The following is a 23948-nucleotide window of genomic DNA, read 5'->3' on the forward strand; positions in this document are numbered from 1 at the left end:
GTTAGAAGCTAGTTATGACAATTGCATTTCCAAACGTTACATTTTTGTTAACTTAAGTGCAAATACTCTATATTCATCACACTTCCTAAGACCTGTGACAAAAACCTCAAAATAAAAAAGCGACCTACTTTGAGGTCGCTTTTCATTGCACTATTGTTAAGTAGTACATCGATGAAGTGGAAATACTCAGCCTAAAACTTGATGTTAAGGACATCTTGTTCTGACGTATCCACCTTCAACTGACTGCGAGATTCTATGTACTCGATTTGCTGAACATCGAGCGAATATGGCATAACGACTCGCAATTCATTGATCCCTTCATGTTTAGCTAGCTGGGTTAAGCGGACCAAATTGGATTCATCACTTTTACGAGAAGACATCGATTTTAATGCGGCATCCCACAACCGATCTTCAGGCTTGCTCAATTCCGCAATGTTCTGTTTCCACATCAAACCGAAAATAGGCGCGATGGTGGCAAATGCCTCTAAAAAGGTCCATTTCTTACTACCTGTCGCTCCTAAAAAGCTAGTGTAGTCGAATTCAATGCACGTCTTTCCTTGTTGATCCATTCTATGCCCCCGACACTCGAAAATGAGATATACCAAATATCGTTCAACTGTTTTGATATAGCAATGGGATATAAAACATTCGTCTTTTATGCCCTAATTTACATACAAAAGGAAATATTAAAACCAGCTTTGTAACAACTGATGTACAGCTTCGCCATATATAAGCATTCAATTGATTAATATTTCAATTAAGAAACTAAAAACAACACGCAAGTAACGCTATCAATATGAAATTATTATAGATTCACCAAGAAAATATCAATTCTTGTCACAACGTCATCCGCCGACCTACTTTACATCAATCACTCGACTGGCCTTTTTATACTGTATCTTCCAACCCGCCCAACGTGGCAGCTCCCAACGCTTCGGGTCTCCCTTACGGTTTCCCTCTCGATAAACGACCTGTACCAGCTTGCGAGACGCGTAATACTCGACATCTAGTTGGAGTTCTGGCAGCGAAAGTTCTAAAGGGTACTGCTCCGTGAAATCGTCGTATTCCCATTCTGGAACACCGTTAAATGTTAAGTCTTCTGGTTCAAACAACGCCATATCATCGATGTTTTCAACGCCTAATGTTTCCAACTGATCCTTTAACCAGCTAGAAAATGTCAATGAGGCCAAGTCGTTAACCTCTTCTCCTTCGACATTAAGGCCCAATGCGTTGTAGAGTTTCCAGTGTTGGATTTGCTGTTTTCTTTGAGAAGCAAAACCTGGTAACAGTGTCTCGTCTTCTATCATTTCGACAATAGAATGAACAGCAACATCACCTTTTAACGCTTGATGTTCAGTACAGATTGTTCGCCCGGCGTAGACCAAGTGCATTGTTGCTCTTGGCGTCTCTTCTTCATAATTCGTCTCACCTTGTTGCCACTCCCCAAATTCAAGTTCGCGTAATAATGTCAGCGGGATAGGCATCATAACCGATGCGAGGTTCAGTGTTTGCTTAACGCCTCGTCCTGGCACGCTATGGCTGTCTAGCACGATTGCCGCTTCTTCTTTGTCAGGAAAGCGGCTGTTACGCCCAACCAGCATCTCGACTACGCCATTTCCTAGAGCATCCCTTCGACGAGCTCGTCGGACAAACACAAGCTCAGGGTGCAATGAGGCGATGGAGAAAAAGAGCGCTTCACGTTTATATCGAGAGGCAACGTCAAGTTCCGGTAATTCAAATACTTCTCGCATTTGTTTCGCTAAACCTTGTGCCTCTTCGAGTGCGCTGGCATCAATGACAATGCCCGGAAGTCGCTCCCCCCGAACCAAACGGATCAACAAAGAGGCATCACATCCGTATGGCTCCTCTTGAGATAGAAGCTCAGCAACTTCACCACTTTGTCGCTGATAGAGCTGCGCAGGCACAGATAAGGCGGCAGCCAAATCAATCATTGCTTCCTTCTCTGGCTTCGCTTGAATTCTGGTAACGAGATCGGCAAACAGTGCATCAATGGGTAGTGGATATACTTTTCTCCCGTGCTGCGTGACATTGCCATCCTCATCAATCGCTTCCATGGATAACAACGTCGAATGAGATGCCTCTAGCGACTTTGGGGGAATTGAGTCGAGAAAATCGAGTGTTGAGAGACGGTACCCACAACAAGCCGCTGCCAGCATGGGCTCGACGAGCTCTTCTCTGTGTAATTCTGGAGGCGTCACTAATTCTAAAGGCGCGTGCTCACCATATAGACGAATACAAGCCCCTTCGGTAACGCGACCTGCTCGCCCCATTCGCTGCGCGGCACTGGCCTTAGAAATGTTGGTTAATGTCAGTGCTGTACGTCCATTTCGTTGTACAGTTCTGCGCTCTAAACCACTATCGATTACCACACGGATGTTAGGAATGGTCAGAGAGGTTTCCGCGACGTTGGTTGCCAATACGACTTTCCGTTGCTTTTGTACCGTCAGCGCACGATGTCGTTCTTCATCACTGACCGAGGCATGAAGTTTAACCACCATGACATCGCCGCAACTTTGTAGCATCTGAGCACATTGGGTGATCTCTTTGCGTCCTGGGAGAAAAACAAGAATATCGCCATCTTCATCTTCCAGTGCCTCTTTTACCGCTCTGACAACCTCTTGTTCGCATCCCTTTTTGTTCGGTAAATAGCGGCTGTCTGTGGAACGATGTGTCACCGTGACCGGAAAGCAACGCCCTTCAGATCGCAGACGCTTAGCATTCAGGTAGCGAGCAAGCTTTTCGCCTTCTAAGGTAGCGGAAGTGACGATCAATCGATGTTGATTTTCTTGCTTCAAAATGGCGGTTAATAGATCAATATCCCAGCGTCGCTCGTGAAATTCGTCCACTATCACGATATCAAAGTCTGCTAGCTTGTTTTCCGAAAACCAACGCAGTGCAACCCCCGGAGTCACAAATACAACTTCGGTTTTTTCATCAAAGTAGGCATGAAGCTTGATCGCGTAACCGACTTTGCGACCTATTGGCTCTCCAGATTGCTCCGCAAGAAATTCAGCCAGCGAGGTACAAGCAATTCGACGTGGTTCAATAACCAGAACGCGTCCGTGTTTTGCCGCCCACATGGGCAAGCGGGTAGATTTACCCGACCCGGTTTCGGCTTCCACCACAAGATGGTTAAGGCTTACATGATGGTCAAACTCAGCTTGCAGGCTGTCGATAGGTAGTTGAAACATAGAAATTGGATTTGATTTGATGATGCAAAACATTATACCCAAGTAAAAAAATCATGCTTTAGGTATCTCTAAACAACCAATATTGCCGATATTTTCGTCGGTATCTGAATTTTTTTGCGACATTACATTGATGTGCATCAACGCATGTTTACAACTAAATAGTGAACCCGTTAAAATTTGGTGCGCATCCTTCAACCCTACATAAGGCACCCAATGAACAACGATAAACGCCCACTATATATTCCATATGCGGGTCCGGCCCTTTTAGCAACCCCTCTTTTGAACAAAGGCAGTGCATTCTCTGCTGAAGAACGTAGTTCATTCAACTTAGAAGGTCTGCTTCCAGAGTCGACCGAAACTATCCAAGAGCAGGTGGAACGTGCCTACCAGCAATACAAAAGTTTCGAAAGCGATATGGATAAGCACATTTATCTGCGTAATATCCAAGACACCAACGAAACATTGTATTACCGCCTCGTGCAAAATCACATTTCTGAGATGATGCCTATCATCTACACGCCGACTGTTGGCGCAGCATGTGAAAACTTCTCTAACATTTACCGTCGTGGTCGTGGTCTGTTCATTTCATACCCGAACCGTGACCGTATTGACGACTTGCTGAACAACGCAGCAAACCACAACGTTAAAGTGATTGTTGTGACAGATGGCGAACGTATCCTTGGCTTGGGTGACCAAGGTATCGGCGGCATGGGTATTCCTATCGGTAAACTGTCACTATATACCGCGTGTGGTGGTATCAGCCCTGCTTACACGCTACCAATCGTGCTTGATGTGGGTACCAATAACCCGCAACGCTTAGCTGATCCGATGTACATGGGTTGGCGTCATCCTCGTATTACGGGTGCAGAATACGATGCATTTGTAGAAGAGTTTATCCAAGCGGTACAGCGCCGTTGGCCTGATGCTTTGATCCAGTTTGAAGACTTTGCTCAGAAAAATGCGATGCCTCTTCTTGAGCGTTACAAAGACCGCGTGTGTTGCTTCAATGATGATATTCAGGGTACTGCTGCTGTTACTGTTGGCTCTCTACTTGCAGCTTGTAAAGCAGCAGGAACTCAGCTTTCTAAACAACGTATTACCTTCCTAGGCGCAGGGTCTGCTGGTTGTGGTATCGCAGAAGCGATCATCGCACAAATGGTATCGGAAGGAATTTCTGACGAGCAAGCTCGCTCACAAGTTTACATGGTTGACCGTTGGGGTCTGTTACAAGAAGGCATGCCTAACCTTCTTGATTTCCAACAACGCTTGGTGCAAAAGCATACCAATACGAAAGAGTGGGAAAATGAAGGAAATGGCTTCTCACTACTCGATGTTATGCGTAACGCCAAGCCAACGGTACTAATTGGTGTTTCTGGTGCGCCTGGCCTATTTAGCCAAGAAGTCATCGAAGAAATGCATAAACACTGTAAGCGTCCGATTGTCTTCCCACTGTCGAACCCAACAAGCCGCGTGGAAGCGACACCGAACGACATCATTCGTTGGACAAATGGTGAAGCACTGGTTGCAACAGGTAGCCCATTTGAGCCAGTGGTTCATGAAGGTCGCACTTACCCTATCGCACAATGTAACAACAGCTACATCTTCCCAGGCATTGGCCTTGGTGTACTTGCTGTCAATGCAAAACGTGTCACCGACGAGATGCTAATGGAATCAAGCCGCGCGCTCGCAACATGTTCTCCTCTAGCAATCAACGGTCGTGGTGCACTACTTCCACCACTGGAAGAAATCCACTTAGTATCGAAAAAAATCGCATTTGCCGTTGGTAAAAAGGCAATTGAACAAGGTGTCGCATTAGAAATTACTGATGAAGCATTGAACGTGGCGATTGAACAGTCGTTCTGGCAACCTGTTTACCGCCGCTACAAACGCACTGCGTTCTAAGCTTGAGACAATTCGTTTAATAATTAGCCCCTACCATGTAGGGGCTTTTATTTTTTTATCATCCTAACCAGATTTTGGCATAAATGGGCTTCTCTCTTTTTGTTTCTATCAGATATGATGAGAACTACATTTTTAGTTAAGGATATAAAACGTTTTGTTGTTTTCTCGCATAAGATCAAAGTGGAAGCTGAAATTTTCCTGGAAGCGATTTGCTTTGATTTTGTCGATCTCTGCACTTAGTCTGCTTGTTTCTGTTATAGCCATCGACCGGTGGGTGGTTTTACAAGCCAAAGAGAGCATTTTCACTGAATACGAGCAAATCCCTCAACATGAGGTTGCCGTAGTTCTTGGTACCAGTAAATACATCGGAAAGATCCTCAACACTTACTACACTCATCGCATTAATGCGGCGATTGAGCTTTACAACCAAGGCAAAGTAAAACAGTTTTTATTGAGTGGTGATAACGCCCACCGTTCATACAACGAACCGTGGACAATGAAACGCGACTTACTTAAAGCAGGCGTGCCTGAAGAAGTGATTCACCTTGATTATGCTGGCTTTCGTACCTTAGATTCGATTGTACGAGCGAAAAAAATTTTTGCTTCGGAGCGATTTCTGATTGTGACTCAGCGCTTTCACTGTGAACGCGCACTGTTCATCGCTGATGCTTACAGCATTGATGCACAGTGTCTCGCGGTAGCAGGGCCGACGGCCAATAAGCAAAAAACATCGATGCGTGTTCGAGAACTGCTAGCCCGTGTGAAAGCGTTTTTAGACCTGTACATTATCAATACGCAGCCTAAGTTTCTTGGCCCTCAAGAACCTATCGTTGCAGTAAAAGAGCCAAATAAAGCAGCTAACGAGCCTCTTCAAGTCCCCGTCGAATAGAGGAATAACGTGGCTCACAAGCCTAGTAACATTTCTATAAAACAAATGGGTAGTTTTCTACCCATTTCCAATTCTCAACATCACACTTTCTAATTTGCTCTACGATTCAGGCAAAACTCTTTTTCGCATTCAAAGTAACATTTCATCAATAAATAACTACAAGTCAGTTACTTTGCCATAAAAAAACCGACAAAAGGCAATGCAAAAGGAGCACTACCCATGACCGCACTCGCTGTGACATTGAAGAATTGGTTCTTCACTCGCAACAGCATGATTTTGAACGCGAATATCCTATTGTTCATTATCTTGTTTAATACCTTACCCTTTGAACCACAAGTAGTAACCGGCCTGAGCATCTTAGTTTTTGTTGCTATTCTGTGGCTAACCGAAGCGATTCACGTCAGCATTACTGCGCTGCTCATACCACTACTTGCGGTATTTTTGGGTGTGTTCAACACTCAAGCCGCACTGAATAACTTTTCCAACTCCATCATTTTTCTATTTTTGGGTGGTTTTGCACTAGCTGCGGCTCTACATAAACAAAAGTTAGATCAAGCGATTGCAGATAAAGTACTATTGCTGGCAAGAGGAAAAATGTCTGTCGCTGTATTCATGCTATTTGGTGTGAGTGCTGGCCTGTCAATGTGGATTTCAAACACCGCCACCGCCGCGATGATGTTACCGCTTGTGCTGGGTGTGATGACAAAGCTAGACGCCAAGAAAAACCACAACACCTTTTTGTTTGTTCTACTCGGTATCGCTTACAGTGCTTCAATTGGTGGTATTGCAACACTGGTTGGTAGCCCACCAAACGCAATTGCAGCCGCTGAAGTTGGCCTAAGCTTCACTGAATGGATGAAGTTTGGTGTACCTATTTCCCTAGTATTAATGCCAATCGCTATCCTCGTATTGTACACGATGACTAAGCCTGACCTTAGCCACAAGTTTGACCTTGACCATCAACCAGTCGAATGGACAAACGGCAAAATGATTACGTTGGCGATTTTCTTACTGACCGTAACTTTGTGGATATTCAGTAAGCCTATTAACGCTATGCTGGGTGGCTTCGCGAAGTTCGATACTCTTGTAGCCATTGGCGCCATCCTTCTACTTGGTGCTTCTCGCGCCGTCGAGTGGAAAGATATTGAGAAAACAACCGACTGGGGTGTGTTAATCCTATTTGGTGGTGGTATCTGTCTTAGTAACGTCCTAAAAGCAACCGGAACAAGCGTATTTTTGGCTCATAGCTTGTCAGGCTTCCTTGAGCAAGCCGGTATTCTCTTAACGATTCTTGCAGTGGTTGCTTTTGTTGTCTTCTTGACTGAGTTTGCGAGTAACACCGCCAGTGCTGCGCTACTTGTCCCTGTATTTGCGACCATTGCAGAAGCCTTAGGCATGTCTCCGGTTATTCTCTCTGCACTGATTGCCGTCGCTGCATCTTGTGCATTTATGTTACCTGTTGCAACACCTCCAAACGCGATTGTGTTCGGTACGGGTCATATCAAGCAAAAAGAAATGATGCGAATTGGTTTCGTGTTAAACATTGCCTGTATTGCTGCACTAACGCTTTTCGCTTGGTTGTTCTGGTAAAAATAGCAAGTTCGATTAGCACTACACTGCTGCTCACGGTAATCGTATCGATAACCCAAACTTCCCCCCTAAGTGGTGTTCAGCAGTTTCCCTCTTGGTGGCCAGTTGGCCACCTTTTTTCTTTACTTTCAGTGAACGGCTATCAGGCTTGCTTCTTTTCGCAAGCAAGTAAACCATAATGAGCTTCCACTCGGTTGCGACCATTGCGCTTCGCCTGATACAACACTTCGTCAGCTCTCGCCATGGTTTCTGAGACGCGTTCACTCTGCATTTGGGCAATGCCAATACTGCAAGTTAATGATTCACCGTGCACCCACAAATGATCCTCCACATTTTTGCGAATCATTTCTGCCTTCTCTAGCGCTTGTTCAATATTGGTATCAGGGCAAAATACGACAAACTCTTCGCCGCCCCAACGAACGAGTCGATCGTCTGAGTAAATAGAAGTCGCTACCACCATGACAAATTCGCGCAATATGTCATCCCCCATTTGGTGCCCAAATTTGTCGTTCACCTTTTTAAACTTATCCAAGTCCAAATAGAGAATACTGAAGGTGTTATGCCCCCAGCGAACCTGACGAGATTGTTGTTCCAGCCAGTGTTGCACAGCATATCGGTTCATCGCGCCCGTCAAAGCATCTCGATGCGCTAACTCTGCAAACTCGTAGTTTTGAGCTCGCAAAGTATCATTCACCTTTTCCAAATGACGGTGACGCTTTTGCGCTTTTTCATAAGCCACTCTATTTTTTCGTAACTCATGCAGTGAAAAAGCCAGTCCAAGCGCCATCCAAGAGATTAATAATGCATACAACAATGTTTCTTGCGCAAGGTAAGCGCCTTCAAACTCAATTTTATCAATCACAATTCTATGTTTACCAAGTGCCGCACCAGACCCAGTTGCAATATCAATACGTGTGATGTTTGAAAATTCAGGTGCAGAGTGTTCAATCGCGACTCCGTTATCTACTAACCACCAGGTCATCACCTGAAGATTTTTAATCGGAATTTCGACAATATCGCTCGAACCCGATGGAGAAAACTGCATGCCATTATATTTAATGGTGTACTCGTCGTCCGGCTTGGAATACTCAGAATTATAATTGCGAAGATACAAACGTAGGTCGTGGCTAGGGTTAGCCCCTATTCCTGCCTCTTCATATCGCACCTTCAATCGAATCGTATGGTAGTTGGAAAGGTCAATACCCTGTGTTGGCGTTGCTGAATCAGTATAAACCGAGATTCCGCAATAAGGCCAAGCATACGAGCTCTGCTTTAGTTCACAGCTAAGAACTAGGCTTTGCCGATCGTATGTGATATCTGCCTCACTCACACCTCCTTCACTGGCATCTTTAGTTGCATAGATATTGAAATGCTCAGGTGTAATGGTCAGCTTTCGCGTATCGCCAAGCACACTATAAAGGGCAACCAAACTGATAGTGCAAATAGAAAGAGCAAAGATAAAGTTATGGATCCACTTCATGGGCAAGTGACCTGCTGAGATTATACAATACGTGGGGTTCAATAATTTCAAAAAATGAAATAAAGGTGATTTATCAAGAAATAAAATCACTTTTTCATTCAATTCTTAGTTTCGACACATAGTAACGGATTTTGAACCGTTATCACGTTTTAAAATTTCTAAAAAATGCAGCCCAACTTCTATTTGCGAAGCATTTCACAGCCATAACTTTTAGAAAATAAAACACGATGCATAATAATTTAGTGCAAGACATTTACTTTAAAGCTCCTGTCAACCCTGCATCTCTTCTCCACTTCAGTATATACTGTGCAGAAACACAATAATGAGTAATGTCATGTCATTAATTGCAACTGGCACGCTAAACAAAATGCGTGCTTCTCTGGACGGTGCCGTCAACTACCGCCTTCCTGTCGGTGAGGAAGAAATCGACTTAACTCCTTTTCTGGGTAAAACGCTCACACTGACTCACACTGGCAATATTTTTTGTTGCTCATGTGGAAAGAAAACGAAAAAGAGTTATTCGCAAGGCCACTGTTTTGTATGCATGAAAAAGCTAGCAAGCTGCGACATGTGTATCATGAAGCCAGAGACCTGCCACTACGATCAAGGGACTTGTCGCGAACCACAATGGGGTGAAGAGAATTGCATGGTGGATCACTTTGTCTACCTGTCCAACACATCCAGCTTAAAAGTTGGTATCACTCGTCATACTCAAATCCCGACTCGTTGGATTGACCAAGGCGCGACTCAGGGCTTGCCAATTTTTAAAGTAAAAACTCGCCATATCTCCGGTTTAATTGAAGTTGAACTGGCGAAACATATCGCAGACAAGACCAATTGGCGCACACTGCTTAAAGGTGACGGTGAACCTATGGCATTGCAGGACCGTTTTGCTGAGCTATTGCCTTTAGTCGAAGAGAAAATTGCCGAGATAAAACAGCAATTCGGCGAAGATGCCATTGAAGTATTAAACGAAAGCATTACCGACCTTAGCTACCCGGTACAACAGCACCCAACGAAGATCACTTCGCATAACTTCGATAAAAACCCGGTTGTTACTGGCACTTTGCAAGGCATCAAAGGTCAATACCTCATCTTTGATACCGGCGTTATTAATGTAAGAAAATTCACTTCCTATGAAGTTGAAGTTAGTGAGTAATCGCTTGCAGAACGCGTTGATTCAAATAAAAATGAAAAAAGCTCGAGTTTGACTCGAGCTTTTGTTTTTCTATTAGGAAGAAATCGTTAGTTATGCGTCAAGGATGCTTTCTAGCACATCGAATAACATATCGACTTCTTCTATTGTGTTGTAATGCATACAACCAATTCGCACTACACCACCCGATTCTTCTAAACCAAGTTGACGAACTAAGCCCAACGCATAAAAGTGACCATTCCATACACAAATGTTATGTTCACCCAGTGTTTTCGCGATGAACTCTGGAGAATATCGGTCAAACGTTAGCGCAAAAGTTGGCGTGCGGAGTTGGCTATCTTCCTTTGCGATACCGAATAGATTGACACCATCTAATGCATTCAAACGCTGTAAGAAACGCTCACTCAAGCGCTGCTCATGTTGTTCATACAGTTGGTAGCTTTGCTCCAACCGTTGGCGAAGAGGTAAACCGACTTCACCAAATTGAGCCAGATACTCAACCGCAGAAACGACACCAGCAAGACCTTCAAAACTTTGCGTTCCTGTTTCAAATCGACCAGGGCCTATATTAGTGGCAGGCTCGACTTTGTAAGGGCGAATACTGTGGAGCCACTGATCGGCTATGTAAGCAATACCAACGTGCGGTCCGAAAAACTTGTAAGCTGAGCAAGCTAAAAAGTCACAACCTAACGCTTGAACATCAACCAAATGATGAGGCGCATAATGGACGGCATCCACATAAACTTGTGCCCCAACATTGTGCGCCATGCTGACTACTTGCTGTACATCCACAATAGAGCCCGTCGTGTTCGATGCATAAGTCACAGCGACAAGGCGCGTTTTATCAGAAAGAAGGCGGCTTAAATGCTCCATATCCAGCGTACAATCTTCTTCGTTGATACGAACTTGATGAACCGTAACGCCTTTATCTTCTGCCGCTTGCTGCCAGCTGGATACATTTGAATAGTGATCCAAAGCGGAAACAATGATCTCATCTCCTACTTGCCAATCTCGACTAATCGCGCGACTAAGCTGAAAGGTTAGTGAGGTCATATTGGCACCGAAGACAATATTGCCAGATGAAGGGGCATTAAGTAGAGCCTGAGCCGACTCACGCGCATTTTGCATTACGTCAACGGTCACTTGGCTAGAAAAATAATGCCCGCCTAAGTTAGCGTTGAAACGACCTAAATACCCTACCATGCTGTCTAGTACTAATTGAGGCACTTGTGAGCCACCTGGACCATCAAAAAACGTCACGGGCTTGTCGTTGTGGTATTGAGCCAACGCCGGAAATTGCTCTCTGATCTGATTAAGATTGAAGTTCATTACGCTTATCCGTAGCCGTGAGTACAAATACATCCATATGGCCCGCTTCGTCATCAATAACAGAGCGGATTGGGCACGCGTTATGCCACAGCTTGCTATCAGCCAAGATTGCGACCTCTCCGGTTTCTAGCACTTTACGGAAAAATGGGGCTTGGTTATGGCTGCTGTACAGCATGATGTCGCCACCGATGATGTTATGGCGTCCCACACCAACCATTGCAATGTGATCAAAACCGTCTTGGTGCACACCTTCAGGTGCTACTTGGGTTTCTTCTTCCAGTGCCCTGATACGGATTTGGTGAATTTCTATTTCTTGACCGTTTGGCAGATGATTCGCATTGACAAACAATTCACACATTTCTCGAAATCCATCGCTGGTAAGAATATCCTTCTCAATTGGCTCGAATTGTCTTACAACATCACCTTGAAATCGGTTGATATCAGAGGATTGAACAAAGCTATTTTTATTTAAGTCGATGACTTTGCCGTTATCAAAACCAACCACAGAATAACGTCGTAGTCGATACTGACCATCTGCATGTTCGGTACGAGGCAGTTCTTCAAACGATGGGGAAAGCTGCTCAATTGCTGCCATGCTGAGCTGTGTTAAATGTAGAGTATTCTCACGTGAATGTAACATCATTTGCTCCTTTAATGAGGCACATTAATTAACATTTAATTTACACACTAGGTTACGCAAATATTCTGCAATTACCAGCTTTTAACGTTGATAGCTTCAACAAAACGACGAAAACAACATAACAAACCAAATCAAACAACAAAAACAGAGCCATGTTTCAGTTTTACGCTTTGACAATATTTGAAACTAGACTTCTCTACTACGAATAGAATTTTATGCTAGAAGTCAACGTTCTCTATCAATATTTAGTGGGTTCTAATCTATAACCAATTATTCGATCACAATCGTTGTTTATGCTTTTAAAGCACTAAGAATTTCCATACAATCGAGGGAAATGTTACGCCCTTTTTGGAGCCATAATGAGCGACGTAAAACACTGTAAATTATTAATTCTTGGTTCTGGTCCTGCAGGATACACAGCTGCCGTCTACGCAGCGCGTGCAAACTTAAACCCTGTGCTTGTGACGGGAATGCAACAAGGTGGTCAGCTAACCACCACAACTGAAGTTGAAAACTGGCCAGGCGATGCTGAGGGACTGACAGGTCCAGCATTGATGGATCGCATGAAAGAACACGCCGAGCGTTTCGAAACTGAAATCGTATTTGATCACATCAATGAAGTAGAGCTATCACAACGCCCATTTCGTTTAAAAGGCGACTCAGGTGAGTACACTTGTGATGCCTTAATCATATCTACCGGCGCATCAGCAAAATACCTTGGCCTTGAGTCTGAAGAAGCATTTAAAGGTCGCGGCGTTTCTGCTTGTGCAACCTGTGACGGTTTCTTCTACCGTAATCAGAAAGTTGCAGTTGTGGGCGGTGGTAACACGGCTGTTGAAGAAGCGCTATACCTATCTAACATTGCGTCAGAAGTTCACCTGATCCACCGCCGCGATTCATTCCGCGCAGAGAAGATCCTTGTGAAACGTCTGATGGATAAAGTTGAAAGCGGTAATATCGTTCTTCATACCGATCGCACTCTCGATGAAGTACTGGGAGACGATATGGGCGTAACGGGCGTCCGCATTAAAGACGTGAACAGCGGTGCGACAGAAGATATCGATGTAATGGGTGCATTCATCGCAATTGGCCACCAGCCAAACACACAAATCTTTGAAGGCCAAATAGACATGAAAGATGGCTACATCATCGTTCAATCAGGTCTTGAAGGCAACGCAACACAAACTAGTATCGAAGGTGTATTTGCAGCTGGCGACGTAATGGACCACAACTACCGTCAAGCGATCACCTCTGCAGGTACAGGTTGTATGGCTGCATTAGATGCTGAACGTTTCTTAGACTCACTTGGTGACAAATAACTTTTCACATTTGTGTCATATCCTTAAAGCCCAGCGGTATTCCCGCTGGGTTTTCTTTTGTATACTACCGCCTCATTAAAACAATTATCATTAAGCCTTCACGATGGATAAGAAAAAGCAAAGCAGCTTGAATAAGTGGCTGAAGCAACAAAGTAAGTTAGCCAAGCGCTGGCTTATGATTGCGATAGGCCTAGGCGTACTTTCAAGCGTGTTTTTATTGGCTCAAGCAGCCCTGCTCGCCTCCATTCTGCACCAGTTAATCATTGACCAAGTCGACAAAGCCGAGCTCATTTGGCATTTTGTTGGGCTCGGTGGCACGGTTATCGGTCGAGCTGCTTGTACCTGGGGTCGAGAGCTTGCCGGTTACCGTTGCGGGGAGCAAATTCGAGTTTATATTCGCCAACTCATTTTAGATAAAGTTCATAAACTTGGGCCAGCTTACATCAAAGGCAAACCTGCTGGCAGTTGGGCAACGCTCATCTTAGAGCAGGTAGAAGATATGCAAGATTTCTTCTCACGCTACTTGCCTCAAATGTCATTATCGGTACTAGTGCCTTTCATCATTTTGGTTGTCGTATTCCCAGTAAACTGGGCAGCAGGCTTGATCTTCCTGGTCACTGCACCACTAGTGCCTATTTTCATGGCACTGGTTGGGATGAAAGCCGCAGAAGCAAACCGTAAAAACTTTAAAGCGATGCAGCGTTTGTCGGGTCACTTTTATGACCGCTTGCAAGCAATGACAACCATTCGCTTATTCGATAGAACAAAATCTGAAACTGAGACGCTAAAGGGTGCTTCAGAAGTCTTTCGTACTCGTACCATGGACGTTCTGAAAATCGCGTTTCTGTCTTCTGCGGTGTTAGAGTTTTTCACTTCCATTTCTATCGCAATTACCGCTGTCTACTTTGGCTTTAGTTATATCGGGGAGCTGGACTTCGGCTACTACGGCACAGGTGTTACGCTCTTTGCTGGTTTGTTCATTCTGATTCTTGCTCCAGAGTTTTATCAGCCATTACGTGATTTGGGCACGTTCTATCATGCGAAACAGCAAGCGGTTGGGGCAGCAGAAAGCATTGTCGAGTTTCTGGATTTGGAAGTCGATCAAATCAAAGATGGTACCCAAGCGTTAGATAAAAACAGCCCTATCCATATTGAAGCGGACCAGTTAACCATTTTTAGTCCGGAAGGTAAGCCGCTCGCAGGTCCCCTATCCTTCTCTCTTGAAGCCAACAAAAGTACGGCTTTAGTTGGACCAAGTGGCGCAGGTAAAACAAGCTTGGTAAACACCATCCTCGGTTTCATGCCTTATCAAGGTAGCTTAAAAATTAATGGCTGCGAATTGTCGCAACTGGATCTAGCCACATGGCGAGAGGCAGTAAGCTGGATTGGTCAAAACCCGATGCTATTACACGGTAGCATTCGAGATAACATCACACTAGGTAAGCACAATATTCAGGATGCAGACGTACATTCTGTGTTGAATGACTCTCACGCTGCTGAATTTGTTGAAATGCATGGGTTGGATTATCCGATATCTGATCGTTCTGGTGGTTTATCTGTCGGCCAAGCGCAGCGTTTAGCACTGGCTCGCGCCATGCTACAAAATGGTCGTTTTTGGTTATTAGATGAACCAACCGCAAGCTTAGATGCTCGCAGTGAAAAACTCGTGATGGAAGGCATTAACAAGTATGCGCATGCCACAACGAATTTGATGATTACTCACCAACTTGCGCCTTTACAAAACGTATCGCAAATTCTTGTTATGCAGGACGGCCAGATTGTTCAACGTGGTGATTACGCCACACTGTCGACAGAATATGGCTTATTTAAAGACATGTTGGAAGCGAACCTCGCACAACGTGAAACAGACAAGGGGAACTTAGATGCGTGATTTACTCCCTTATCTAAAACTCTATAAGAAACACTGGTTTGGTCTTTCGCTAGGTATGCTACTGGCATTTCTGACCTTAGCGGCATCTATTGGCTTATTAACGCTATCAGGTTGGTTTATTTCAGCCGCAGCGGTGGCAGGCTTGACGGTTGCTCGTGAGACCTTCAACTACATGTTACCAGGTGCCGGGGTACGCGGCGCTGCAATGGCTCGAACCGCAGGTCGATGGGGAGAACGTGTCGTTAGCCACAATGCAACGTTCAAGCTGCTTACCGATCTACGTATCTTCTTCTTTAAGCAACTTGCACCACTGATTCCGGGTCGTGTTTCTACGATGCGTGATGCCGATCTGCTCAACCGCCTAGTAGCGGACGTAGATGCGATGGATCACGTTTACCTTCGACTTATCAGCCCTGTCGTGATTGGTGTTTTTGGCATATTGAGTTTAACGGCTGTCCTGGCTTTCTTTGATTGGCATCTCGCCCTACTGCTTGGCTCGATTCTTACCGTCATGTTGTTTGTATGGCCAGTACTGTTCTATAAACTGGGTAAAAACAATGGCGAGAATCTCACTCATCATAAAGCGCAATTGCGAGTGGCGACACTGGACTGGCTTCAAGGCTACAGTGAACTGAGTATCTTTGGAGCAGAAGAACGTTATCGTAATCTCATTCTAGAGAAGCAGAAGCAGTTGCTGTCTAACCAATTTGTGAACGCGAATTTAACGGGCATGGCTTCAGGCCTGCTTATGCTGGTGAACGGCATTACACTGGTTGTGATGCTTTGGTTTGCTGCAGACGGCGTAGGTGGTCGTGCTCCTGATCCTTGGATTGCGCTGTTCGCGTTTGCAACCATGGCGAGCTTTGAGATTCTGATGCCTATCGCGGGCGCATTCCAGTACCTGGGTCAAACGTTGACTTCTGCTCGTCGTTTAAATGAAGTAATTTTGGCTGAACCTGACGTTGTCTTCCCTGAGCAATCGAAACATAAAGGCACAACGTTAGACATTGAATTCGACAACATTGACTTCACTTACCCTGACGGTCAGCAAAAGGTGCTGAAAGACTTGTCACTCTCACTACCGTTGGGCACTAAAACAGCGATTGTAGGTCAAACAGGTTCAGGTAAATCAACACTGATTCAGCTTCTTTGTCGCTACTGGGATGTAAACCAAGGTGAAGTTCGAATCGGTGGTACAAAACTGCAAGATTGGAGCGAGTCGGACCTGCGAGCAGCAATGACTGTGGTCAGTCAACGCGTAGATGTACTAAACGGGACACTACGTGACAACTTACTCATGGCCGCTCCGGACGCAAGTGATGAGCAACTGTCTACTATTTTACAAAAAGTCGAGCTTGGCGGACTTCTTGAAGAGCCGGGTTTAGACGCTTGGTTAGGCGACGGCGGTCGTCAGTTATCTGGTGGTGAGAAACGCCGAATCGGTATTGCTCGAGCATTGCTACGTGATGCCCCAATCCTACTCTTAGATGAGCCGACTGAAGGCCTCGATAAGCGTACGGAACAAAAAGTGATGGCGCTTTTCAATGAACACTTTGCTAATAAGACAGTAGTATTCATTACACACCGACTGATAGAGTTAGAAAGTATGGATAGCATCTGTTTGATGGAACAAGGTGAGATCATCGAACAAGGCGACCATCCAACGCTACTCGCTCAAAAAGGTCGTTACTACCAGCTATTACAATCTCTATAATTCGATTTTCAGTGACGAGAAGGGCTCATCAAACGATGAGCCCTTTTGTTATTCCTGTATTATTAGTTACCTAATTAAGCACGTATACAGTGCTGATTTACCGACCAGATTTTTTGAGATAAGCCGCCATTTCATCTTCCGGAACCATGCCCCCACCTGTTGCCCAAACAAGATGTGTTGCGTTTTTGAGTTTTTCTTCGTCAAATTTCATTCGAGACTGATAAGCATGGTTATTCGAGACGTGCACTGCCCCAATCATACCGGCTAATGCAGAAGGCTCTAGATTAATACCTTCCAGTTCACTTAACTCACCCAAGTGGTGATACATACGAGCGTCATCAATGGTGTAAAAACCATCAAGTAGCCTTTCCATCGCTCTTCCGACAAATCCCGAGGCACGACCTACTGCCAAACCATCAGCGGCGGTAATGTTATCGATACCCAAATCTTGCACCGAAATATCGTCATGCAAGCCTGTATGCACGCCCAACAGCATGCACGGTGAGTGCGTTGGCTCTGCGAAAATACAGTGAACATGCTCGCCAAATGCTACCTTCAAGCCAAATGCCACCCCACCAGGTCCACCGCCAACACCACAAGGAAGATAAACAAACAATGGATGATGCTCATCAACAACGATTCCCAAGTCATCAAATTGCTGCTTAAGACGCTCACCCGCAACAGAGTAACCTAGAAACAGCATCCGTGAGTTTTCATCATCGATAAAGAAACAGCTGGGATCTTTTTCTGCCTCTTTACGACCTTGCGCGACAGCAATACCATAATCTTCCTGGTGCTCTACGACATTAACACCATGTGACCGGAGCTTATTTTTCTTCCATTCCCGCGCATCCGCAGACATGTGGACTGAAACTGAAAAACCCAGCTTCGCACTCATGATACCGATGGACATACCAAGATTGCCGGTTGAGCCAACCGCAATACTGTACTGCTTAAAAAACTGCCGAAACTCATTGCTGAACAATTTGCTGTAATCATCGCTTTCACAGAGCAAGCCGGCTTCAAACGCCAACTTTTCTGCATGAGTGAGCACTTCATAAATACCACCTCTCGCTTTGATCGAACCAGAAATTGGCAAATGACTGTCTTTTTTGAGCATTAAACGACCCAATATTGGCGTGTCGTATTGCTGCTCCAAACGCACTTTCATATTGGGAATATCCACCACTGGGGACTCAATAATGCCACGCGACGTTTCCGTTTCGGGAAACGCTTTCATCAAATAAGGCGCAAATCGTGCTAGCCGTTCACTCGCCGCTTGAATATCTTTTTCATCTAACCCGACATAAGGTAAACCTTCCTCCAAGGAAGTGATATAGGGGTTGAACCAACAAACCTCTTCAAGATCAATAAGTGCTGCCAAGAGTGGGAACTGCTTAGTCAGCACTTCAATATTTGCCTTGGTCATTTTACCTTCCTGGAATGATGTGAGTTGAAATAAACAAAAGCGCCGCAATAGCGACGCTTTGGAGAACAACTATCAGTTTGAGCTTACGCGTAGTTTTTCTCAAACTCTTGCATGAAGTCTACTAACGCTTGAACACCTTCTAGCGGCATTGCGTTATAAATGGATGCTCGCATACCACCAACTGCTCGGTGACCTTTTAGCGCTTTCAGCCCTTTAGAGTCTGCTAGCTCAAGGAAGGTTGCATCCAGTTCAGGCTTAGCAAGTTGAAATGGCACGTTCATCAAAGAACGGTTTGCTGAGTGCACGCCATTACGGTAGAAATCAGACTGATCGATGTAATCATACAGTAGCGCGGCTTTAGCGCGGTTCACTTGCTCAATCGCTTTTACTCCACCCTGTGCCTTCAGCCATTTGAAAACAAGACCAGACAGGTACCATGCAAAGGTTGGTGGCGTGTTGAACATTGATTCTTTTTCTGCCAAAACAGTGTAATCCAAGATACTTGGTAGTACCTGCTTCGCCATACCTAATAAATCATCGCGCACGATAGCAATAGCAATGCCGGAAGGACCAATATTTTTCTGAGCGCCCGCGTAAATCACACCGTATTTCGACACATCAATTTCTCGAGAAAGAATTGTCGAAGACATGTCAGCAACAATCGGTTTGTCGGTGATAGGAAGATCGTTAATCTCAATACCATCAATGGTCTCATTTGGACAGAAGTGAACGTAAGCCGCTTCTGGAGCAATTTTCCATTCACTTGCAGGTAAAACCGCGACTTTCCCGTTGATTTCTGTTTTTGCATCAAACACGTCTGGTTCACAGTATTTTTTCGCTTCAGCGACCGCGCTTTCAGCCCAATAACCACCATCGATGTAAGTTGCCGTATCGGCATCACCAAGTAAGTTTAGAGGAACAGCAGCAAACTGAGCACGAGCACCACCTTGGCAGAACAGAACTTTATAGTTGTCCGGAATATTCAGAAGGTCACGTAAATCCTGCTCGGCTTCTTCTGCAACTTTGATGAACTCTTTGCTTCGGTGGCTGATTTCCATGACCGAAGTGCCAAGACCTTGCCAATCGATTAGTTCCTGTTGTGCTTGCTGCATAACTGCTTTAGGCAGACCTGCTGGCCCTGCACTGAAGTTAAATACGTTGTCCGTATTTTGTTCCATGATGCTCATTGCTCCTGCTATGTAAATATTACGAAATTAATATCACGTTTTCGCAGTGATAAAAACAAGAAAAGAGGTCTTACGACCTCTTTTTAAAGACTAAGCGTTGAATTGGAACAAATTCGCAACAACACGAATTACTGTTGTTGCATCAAAGCAGGCATAAGTAGAGCCACCAATGGGAACTCATGCCCATTTTCGAACTTCAATTTGCCTTCACCAATTTCTGCTTTTAATTGATAACCGCCCTCTACTTTTTCGATCAACTCCATAATAAGGAGCTCATCAATCCCTTCTTGAATAAATGGGTAATGCGTTACTAATTCATCAGAGAAGTAAGTGCTAAGTTCACCAGTAGTGGCCGTCACCAACTTCATTGGATCTTGAGTAATATGCTCAGTACCTTCAGGGATGGATAGTTGCCACTCGTTGTGGAACTTGCCGTCACCGAACGCGAGTGAAAGCTCGTTCACGGATAAATCAAAACCTTTGCTAAACAGCGTGTCAACATGCGGCAATAAGCTCGCAATTTCCTGCTCGTCTAACATTGGAGAGCTTTGATAGATAGACATAATTTGGTCAAATGACTGGCTATCCACATCTGCAATTGAGAAATCCAACTTAAAGTTATCGACATCCGTCCCATCAGTTAAACGTAATTTCTTAGCATCTAGGTTTAATTGACTGTTCAGCTTATCACCAGACTCACTCATCGTAGTGTTACCACGGTAGCTCGCATTTTCAATCAAAAAGATAGGCGTTAAGTTCGCATCAACCACATCTAGCTTCTCTAGAGAGAAAGACTGCTCGCCTAACCAGTAGCCTTTTGCTTGCTTTCCTTTACCTTGCCCTGTCAATGCATTCAGATGAAGCTCTTCACCGTTTTCAAAATCCACTTGAACAGAAGGAACAGAAACTTGGTAATTGAGATCACCCAACACCGTCACATCACCTGTTACTTTTGCAGGGCTTGTAGAAACAGAAACACCTTGCGCTTCGTTACGATAATGCCAACTGTCTAGGTCGAGGATAAATGCTGTATTGCCATTTAGTTGAGTCTGGCTATGCATCGTGAGAGGCAAAAAGTCATTGTCCACCAATTTTGAATCTGCTGTTAGGCTTGTTAGACCGTGGCTAACATCACTGGTTACGTCAAACGTCGTTGGCATACCATCACGCTCTAACTGCGTTTTAAGCTCAGGATCAACAACTGAATAACGAGTCAGCACGACTGAAGACAAATAGCCACGCTGATACTCGACCACTTCGCCTTTAATCATTTCATCATTCATATTGGTAATACCATCTTCAATGATGGACTGACCAATTTGTCCGACAGCCAATGGCCAACACAGCGCTAATGAGATAGCACCACCAATGGCGCCGATTTTTTTAAGATTTTGCATAACGTCACTTATTAGATATTTTCGGTCAGTCTACCCCAAACCACCTGCGGAGAAAACATTGAGACAAATCAGACTATTGATGCTTATTCTAGTCCATTAATCAGGAATCATACTTGGCTCCCACTCATCATCTCCTTTTATTGTTAAAGTTTGCGTGGCGAAGTTTTAACCGGAGCTAAAACATCTGTGAATCGTTATGCTGTGTTGTGTCTCGACAACAACCCAATCAGTGCTGAACAGTTTCGATTGGAGCTGTCTGCCTTCTCAAGTAAGTTTGATATTTTTTCTGTCGAATCGATAGAAGAGGCTCAAAGCGCTTTAGAGTATCTAGAAGAAAGAGAACAGACTGTTGCTTTAGTTATAGCGAGCCATCACGCTCATTTTAACGGCGTGGATTTTCTTATTGGTTTAGACCGGATGCCACATACCGAGCAAGCAAGAAAAATTCTTATTAGCTGCTCGTCTGATATAGAGGCAATTCTCACTGCCGTTAATGAGGGCAGGCTCGACCACTGCCTCACTAAACCTTTGCCAGATCACGTCTTATTTAACACAGTGCAAAAAGAGCTGACCCAATTTATCTTGCGAAATGGCAAAGAAGACCTGCTAAGTTACAGTCAGATATTGGATCATCACAGCTTGTTGCGAGCGCACATCAATAACCAGATGAGCCATTATCAAGCCGGATTCTTACACGACTACCACTCGATGTCTGATGCCGAGTTAGCCGAGCAAGTGATCTCCGCTCTCCAGCAATTTTTCAAAGATAATGACGAAACAAGAGCGTGCCGTACATACTCACCTGAACACTTATTAACCGTGGAAGGCGAGCCAAATTGCTTTTTGTGGTTTATCACCGAAGGTGAAGTGGCTCTGTACAAGCGCGATGAGCAAGGCATGCAGCGAGAGGTTGTACGCCATAACAAAGGGAATATTGTCGGAGGCATGTCGTTTGTTACTGGGGAATGTTCTTTCTCGACAGCTCTAACACTAACCAAAACAGAAGTTATCAAACTCGATCGCAACGTATTCAATAAAGTGATGCAAAGCGACTCAAACTTACTGCCTCTTTTTACAAACTTGCTTTTACGCCACTTCAACCGCCGATTGCAAAGAAGCATCAACACCAAACTGCAACTTCAAAAAACGCTCGAATCTTTAGAATCAGCCCACCAGCAGCTCATTGAAAGAGAAAAAATGGCGATGCTTGGTCAATTGGTTGCGGGAGTAGCCCACGAACTAAACAATCCAGTAGCCGCGATATTGAGGGGCGTAGAGAATTTAACGCATACGCTAGAACGATTACTTAACGATGCGCCAAGTTCCGATATACAAACCAAAGGCATTGAATTACTGAGCAAAGCGCAAACCTCAAAACCCGCTTCAACCGCCGAGCTCAGATCACGCGTAAAAGCGCTTAGCCATACTCTTCCAGACCGAGCATTGGCAAAAAAAGTGGTGAGCCTTGGATTAGAGTCCGATCAAGAGCTACTTACCCAACTAACGAGAAAGCAGCAAGCGTCTTATCATGCTCTCAATACACTAGAGCAATACCACAAAGCAGGTTCTACACTTCGCTCAATTAATGTCTGTGCAGCACGAATTGCTGATATGGTAAAAAGCCTGAAAGGATATGCTCGGTCAGATGATGAGACCCTGCACTATGCCGATATTCATGAGGGCATTGAAGACACCTTGGTGATTTTCGAGAACAAATTAAAAATGCACCAAGTTTCAACCGACTATGCAAACTTGCCTTCCATCCTTTGTCAACCGATCGCACTCCAACAGGTGTGGACGAACTTGGTCTCTAACGCCATTGACGCATTTCCAGAGAAAGGTGTGTTAAACATACAAACACGCCTTGTAGAAAAAGAGCACACACATTATGCCGTTATCTCATTTGAAGATAATGGATGTGGCATTCCTGAATCGCAAAGAGACGCCATTTTCGAGCTGAACTTCACCACAAAAAAAGAAGGTAATTTTGGCTTAGGCATCGGGCTGTCCATCTGCCAGCAAATCGTAACAGCACACAGAGGGTGGATTGACGTCGAATCAGAGATCGGCCAGTTCACACGAATGACCGTCTGGTTACCAGTCATCGAAGAAGGAGATGAAACATGACCAAGTATCTAATTTTATGTGTCGATGACGAACGAGAAGTCTTGGATAGCGTGCTCCAAGATCTTGCTCCCTTCGAGGAGAACTTTGTCGTCGAAGGAGCGGAATCGGTGACTGAAGCTCGGCAAGTGATTGAGGAGATGGCGGAAGAAGAAGTTCAGCTTGCTCTCATTTTATGTGACCACATTATGCCGGAACAAACTGGGATCAGCTTCTTAATCGAACTCAGTCAAAATGGTGACACAAAAGCAGCGCGCAAAGTTTTACTCACAGGACAAGCCGGTTTGGAAGACACCGTAGAAGCCGTAAATAACGCGAGTCTCGATTATTACATTGCCAAACCTTGGAAAGGCGAAGCATTGAGAAAGGCAATCGTGTCTCAGCTTACCGCGTTTGTGATTGAGAATGATGATAACCTGCTATCCTGGACTCAAATCCTTGATTCTGAGGCAATCCTCAACGCCATGGCAGAAAGAAGAGCAAGCTTTGGCGAGTAATAAAGTGTTTGGTTCTAACTTGAACTCAACGATGCTCATTGCACCACCTAACCTCGCATAGTCGAATGAGGTTAGAAAAACATCGTTACTTGTCCGAGTAAAATTCTCGGACACTACGTATATGGCGTAGTTTTTGCTTAAACCAAGGAACTATTAAGTTAATTGACAAAACATCGACACATTTTTGTTGGT

Annotated in this window: 17 protein-coding genes; 9 read left to right on the forward strand and 8 right to left on the reverse strand. The window is 44.7% G+C overall.

The features are described from left to right. Nucleotides 1-191: 191 nt before the first annotated feature. Both L3V37_RS05380 and L3V37_RS05385 read right to left on the reverse strand, forming a co-directional pair. The gene (locus tag L3V37_RS05380; RefSeq protein WP_005377965.1) at nt 192-569 is read right to left on the reverse strand and encodes a hypothetical protein; all 378 of its coding nucleotides are present in this window, start codon (nt 567-569) and stop codon (nt 192-194) included. A 288-nt stretch (nt 570-857) separates the two neighbouring features. Further along, complete coding sequence (locus L3V37_RS05385) at nt 858-3212, reverse strand: helicase-related protein (protein ID WP_237305964.1); 2355 nt, start codon at nt 3210-3212, stop codon at nt 858-860. A gap of 213 nt (nt 3213-3425) precedes the next feature. Here L3V37_RS05385 and L3V37_RS05390 point away from each other — a divergent pair, with 213 nt between their 5' ends. From L3V37_RS05390 to L3V37_RS05400, 3 genes are all read left to right on the forward strand, one after another. Continuing rightward, nucleotides 3426-5114: an NAD-dependent malic enzyme gene (locus L3V37_RS05390; protein WP_005377977.1), complete on the forward strand. Its 1689-nt coding sequence runs from the start codon at nt 3426-3428 to the stop codon at nt 5112-5114. Between the two features lie 154 nt (nt 5115-5268). Beyond that, nucleotides 5269-6003: a vancomycin high temperature exclusion protein gene (locus L3V37_RS05395; protein ID WP_005388862.1), complete on the forward strand. Its 735-nt coding sequence runs from the start codon at nt 5269-5271 to the stop codon at nt 6001-6003. A gap of 219 nt (nt 6004-6222) precedes the next feature. Beyond that, nucleotides 6223-7593 (forward strand): DASS family sodium-coupled anion symporter, encoded by a 1371-nt coding sequence (locus tag L3V37_RS05400; protein ID WP_017634863.1) that lies wholly within the window; start codon nt 6223-6225, stop codon nt 7591-7593. Between the two features lie 142 nt (nt 7594-7735). Here L3V37_RS05400 and L3V37_RS05405 read toward each other — a convergent pair whose 3' ends face one another. Further along, a complete protein-coding gene (locus L3V37_RS05405) occupies nt 7736-9073 on the reverse strand; it encodes a GGDEF domain-containing protein (protein WP_237305965.1) in 1338 nt (445 codons plus the stop codon). A 334-nt stretch (nt 9074-9407) separates the two neighbouring features. Between L3V37_RS05405 and L3V37_RS05410 the strand changes: the two genes are divergently transcribed. Continuing rightward, nucleotides 9408-10232: a DUF2797 domain-containing protein gene (locus L3V37_RS05410; RefSeq protein WP_005377984.1), complete on the forward strand. Its 825-nt coding sequence runs from the start codon at nt 9408-9410 to the stop codon at nt 10230-10232. Nucleotides 10233-10322: 90 nt separating this feature from the next. On the opposite strand, the gene L3V37_RS05415 is transcribed toward L3V37_RS05410, so the two are convergent. Both L3V37_RS05415 and L3V37_RS05420 read right to left on the reverse strand, forming a co-directional pair. Next, nucleotides 10323-11558, reverse strand: a complete 1236-nt coding sequence (locus tag L3V37_RS05415; protein WP_065274399.1) for a cysteine desulfurase-like protein — start codon at nt 11556-11558, stop codon at nt 10323-10325. Further along, nucleotides 11542-12198 carry a 2OG-Fe dioxygenase family protein gene (locus tag L3V37_RS05420; RefSeq protein ID WP_005377989.1) on the reverse strand — a complete coding sequence of 219 codons (657 nt, stop codon included), beginning with the start codon at nt 12196-12198 and terminating at the stop codon, nt 11542-11544. Before L3V37_RS05420 ends, L3V37_RS05415 begins: the two co-directional genes overlap by 17 nt. 359 nt (nt 12199-12557) lie before the next feature. Between L3V37_RS05420 and trxB the strand changes: the two genes are divergently transcribed. The 3 genes from trxB to cydC all read left to right on the forward strand — a co-directional run bounded on the left by trxB (nt 12558) and on the right by cydC (nt 17122). Further along, nucleotides 12558-13517 carry a thioredoxin-disulfide reductase gene (gene trxB / locus L3V37_RS05425; protein ID WP_237305966.1) on the forward strand — a complete coding sequence of 320 codons (960 nt, stop codon included), beginning with the start codon at nt 12558-12560 and terminating at the stop codon, nt 13515-13517. Nucleotides 13518-13620: 103 nt separating this feature from the next. After that, nucleotides 13621-15408, forward strand: a complete 1788-nt coding sequence (cydD, locus tag L3V37_RS05430; RefSeq protein ID WP_237305967.1) for a cysteine/glutathione ABC transporter permease/ATP-binding protein CydD — start codon at nt 13621-13623, stop codon at nt 15406-15408. Then, nucleotides 15401-17122 carry a cysteine/glutathione ABC transporter ATP-binding protein/permease CydC gene (gene cydC, locus L3V37_RS05435; RefSeq protein WP_237305968.1) on the forward strand — a complete coding sequence of 574 codons (1722 nt, stop codon included), beginning with the start codon at nt 15401-15403 and terminating at the stop codon, nt 17120-17122. Before cydD ends, cydC begins: the two co-directional genes overlap by 8 nt. A gap of 97 nt (nt 17123-17219) precedes the next feature. On the opposite strand, the gene L3V37_RS05440 is transcribed toward cydC, so the two are convergent. The 3 genes from L3V37_RS05440 to L3V37_RS05450 form a co-directional block, all read right to left on the reverse strand. Further along, complete coding sequence (locus L3V37_RS05440; RefSeq protein ID WP_237305969.1) at nt 17220-18551, reverse strand: D-serine ammonia-lyase; 1332 nt, start codon at nt 18549-18551, stop codon at nt 17220-17222. A gap of 83 nt (nt 18552-18634) precedes the next feature. Continuing rightward, the gene (gene serC, locus L3V37_RS05445) at nt 18635-19729 is read right to left on the reverse strand and encodes a 3-phosphoserine/phosphohydroxythreonine transaminase (RefSeq protein ID WP_005378000.1); all 1095 of its coding nucleotides are present in this window, start codon (nt 19727-19729) and stop codon (nt 18635-18637) included. Between the two features lie 137 nt (nt 19730-19866). Beyond that, nucleotides 19867-21135: a DUF945 family protein gene (locus L3V37_RS05450; RefSeq protein WP_237305970.1), complete on the reverse strand. Its 1269-nt coding sequence runs from the start codon at nt 21133-21135 to the stop codon at nt 19867-19869. Nucleotides 21136-21321: 186 nt separating this feature from the next. Between L3V37_RS05450 and L3V37_RS05455 the strand changes: the two genes are divergently transcribed. Both L3V37_RS05455 and L3V37_RS05460 read left to right on the forward strand, forming a co-directional pair. Continuing rightward, complete coding sequence (locus tag L3V37_RS05455) at nt 21322-23262, forward strand: ATP-binding protein (protein WP_047100898.1); 1941 nt, start codon at nt 21322-21324, stop codon at nt 23260-23262. Further along, nucleotides 23259-23756, forward strand: a complete 498-nt coding sequence (locus L3V37_RS05460; RefSeq protein WP_005378005.1) for a response regulator — start codon at nt 23259-23261, stop codon at nt 23754-23756. The genes L3V37_RS05455 and L3V37_RS05460 overlap by 4 nt, the downstream gene beginning before the upstream one ends. Nucleotides 23757-23948: the final 192 nt, after the last annotated feature.

This window comes from Vibrio sp. D54 (assembly GCF_021728075.1).
Classification (GTDB): domain Bacteria; phylum Pseudomonadota; class Gammaproteobacteria; order Enterobacterales; family Vibrionaceae; genus Vibrio; species Vibrio alginolyticus.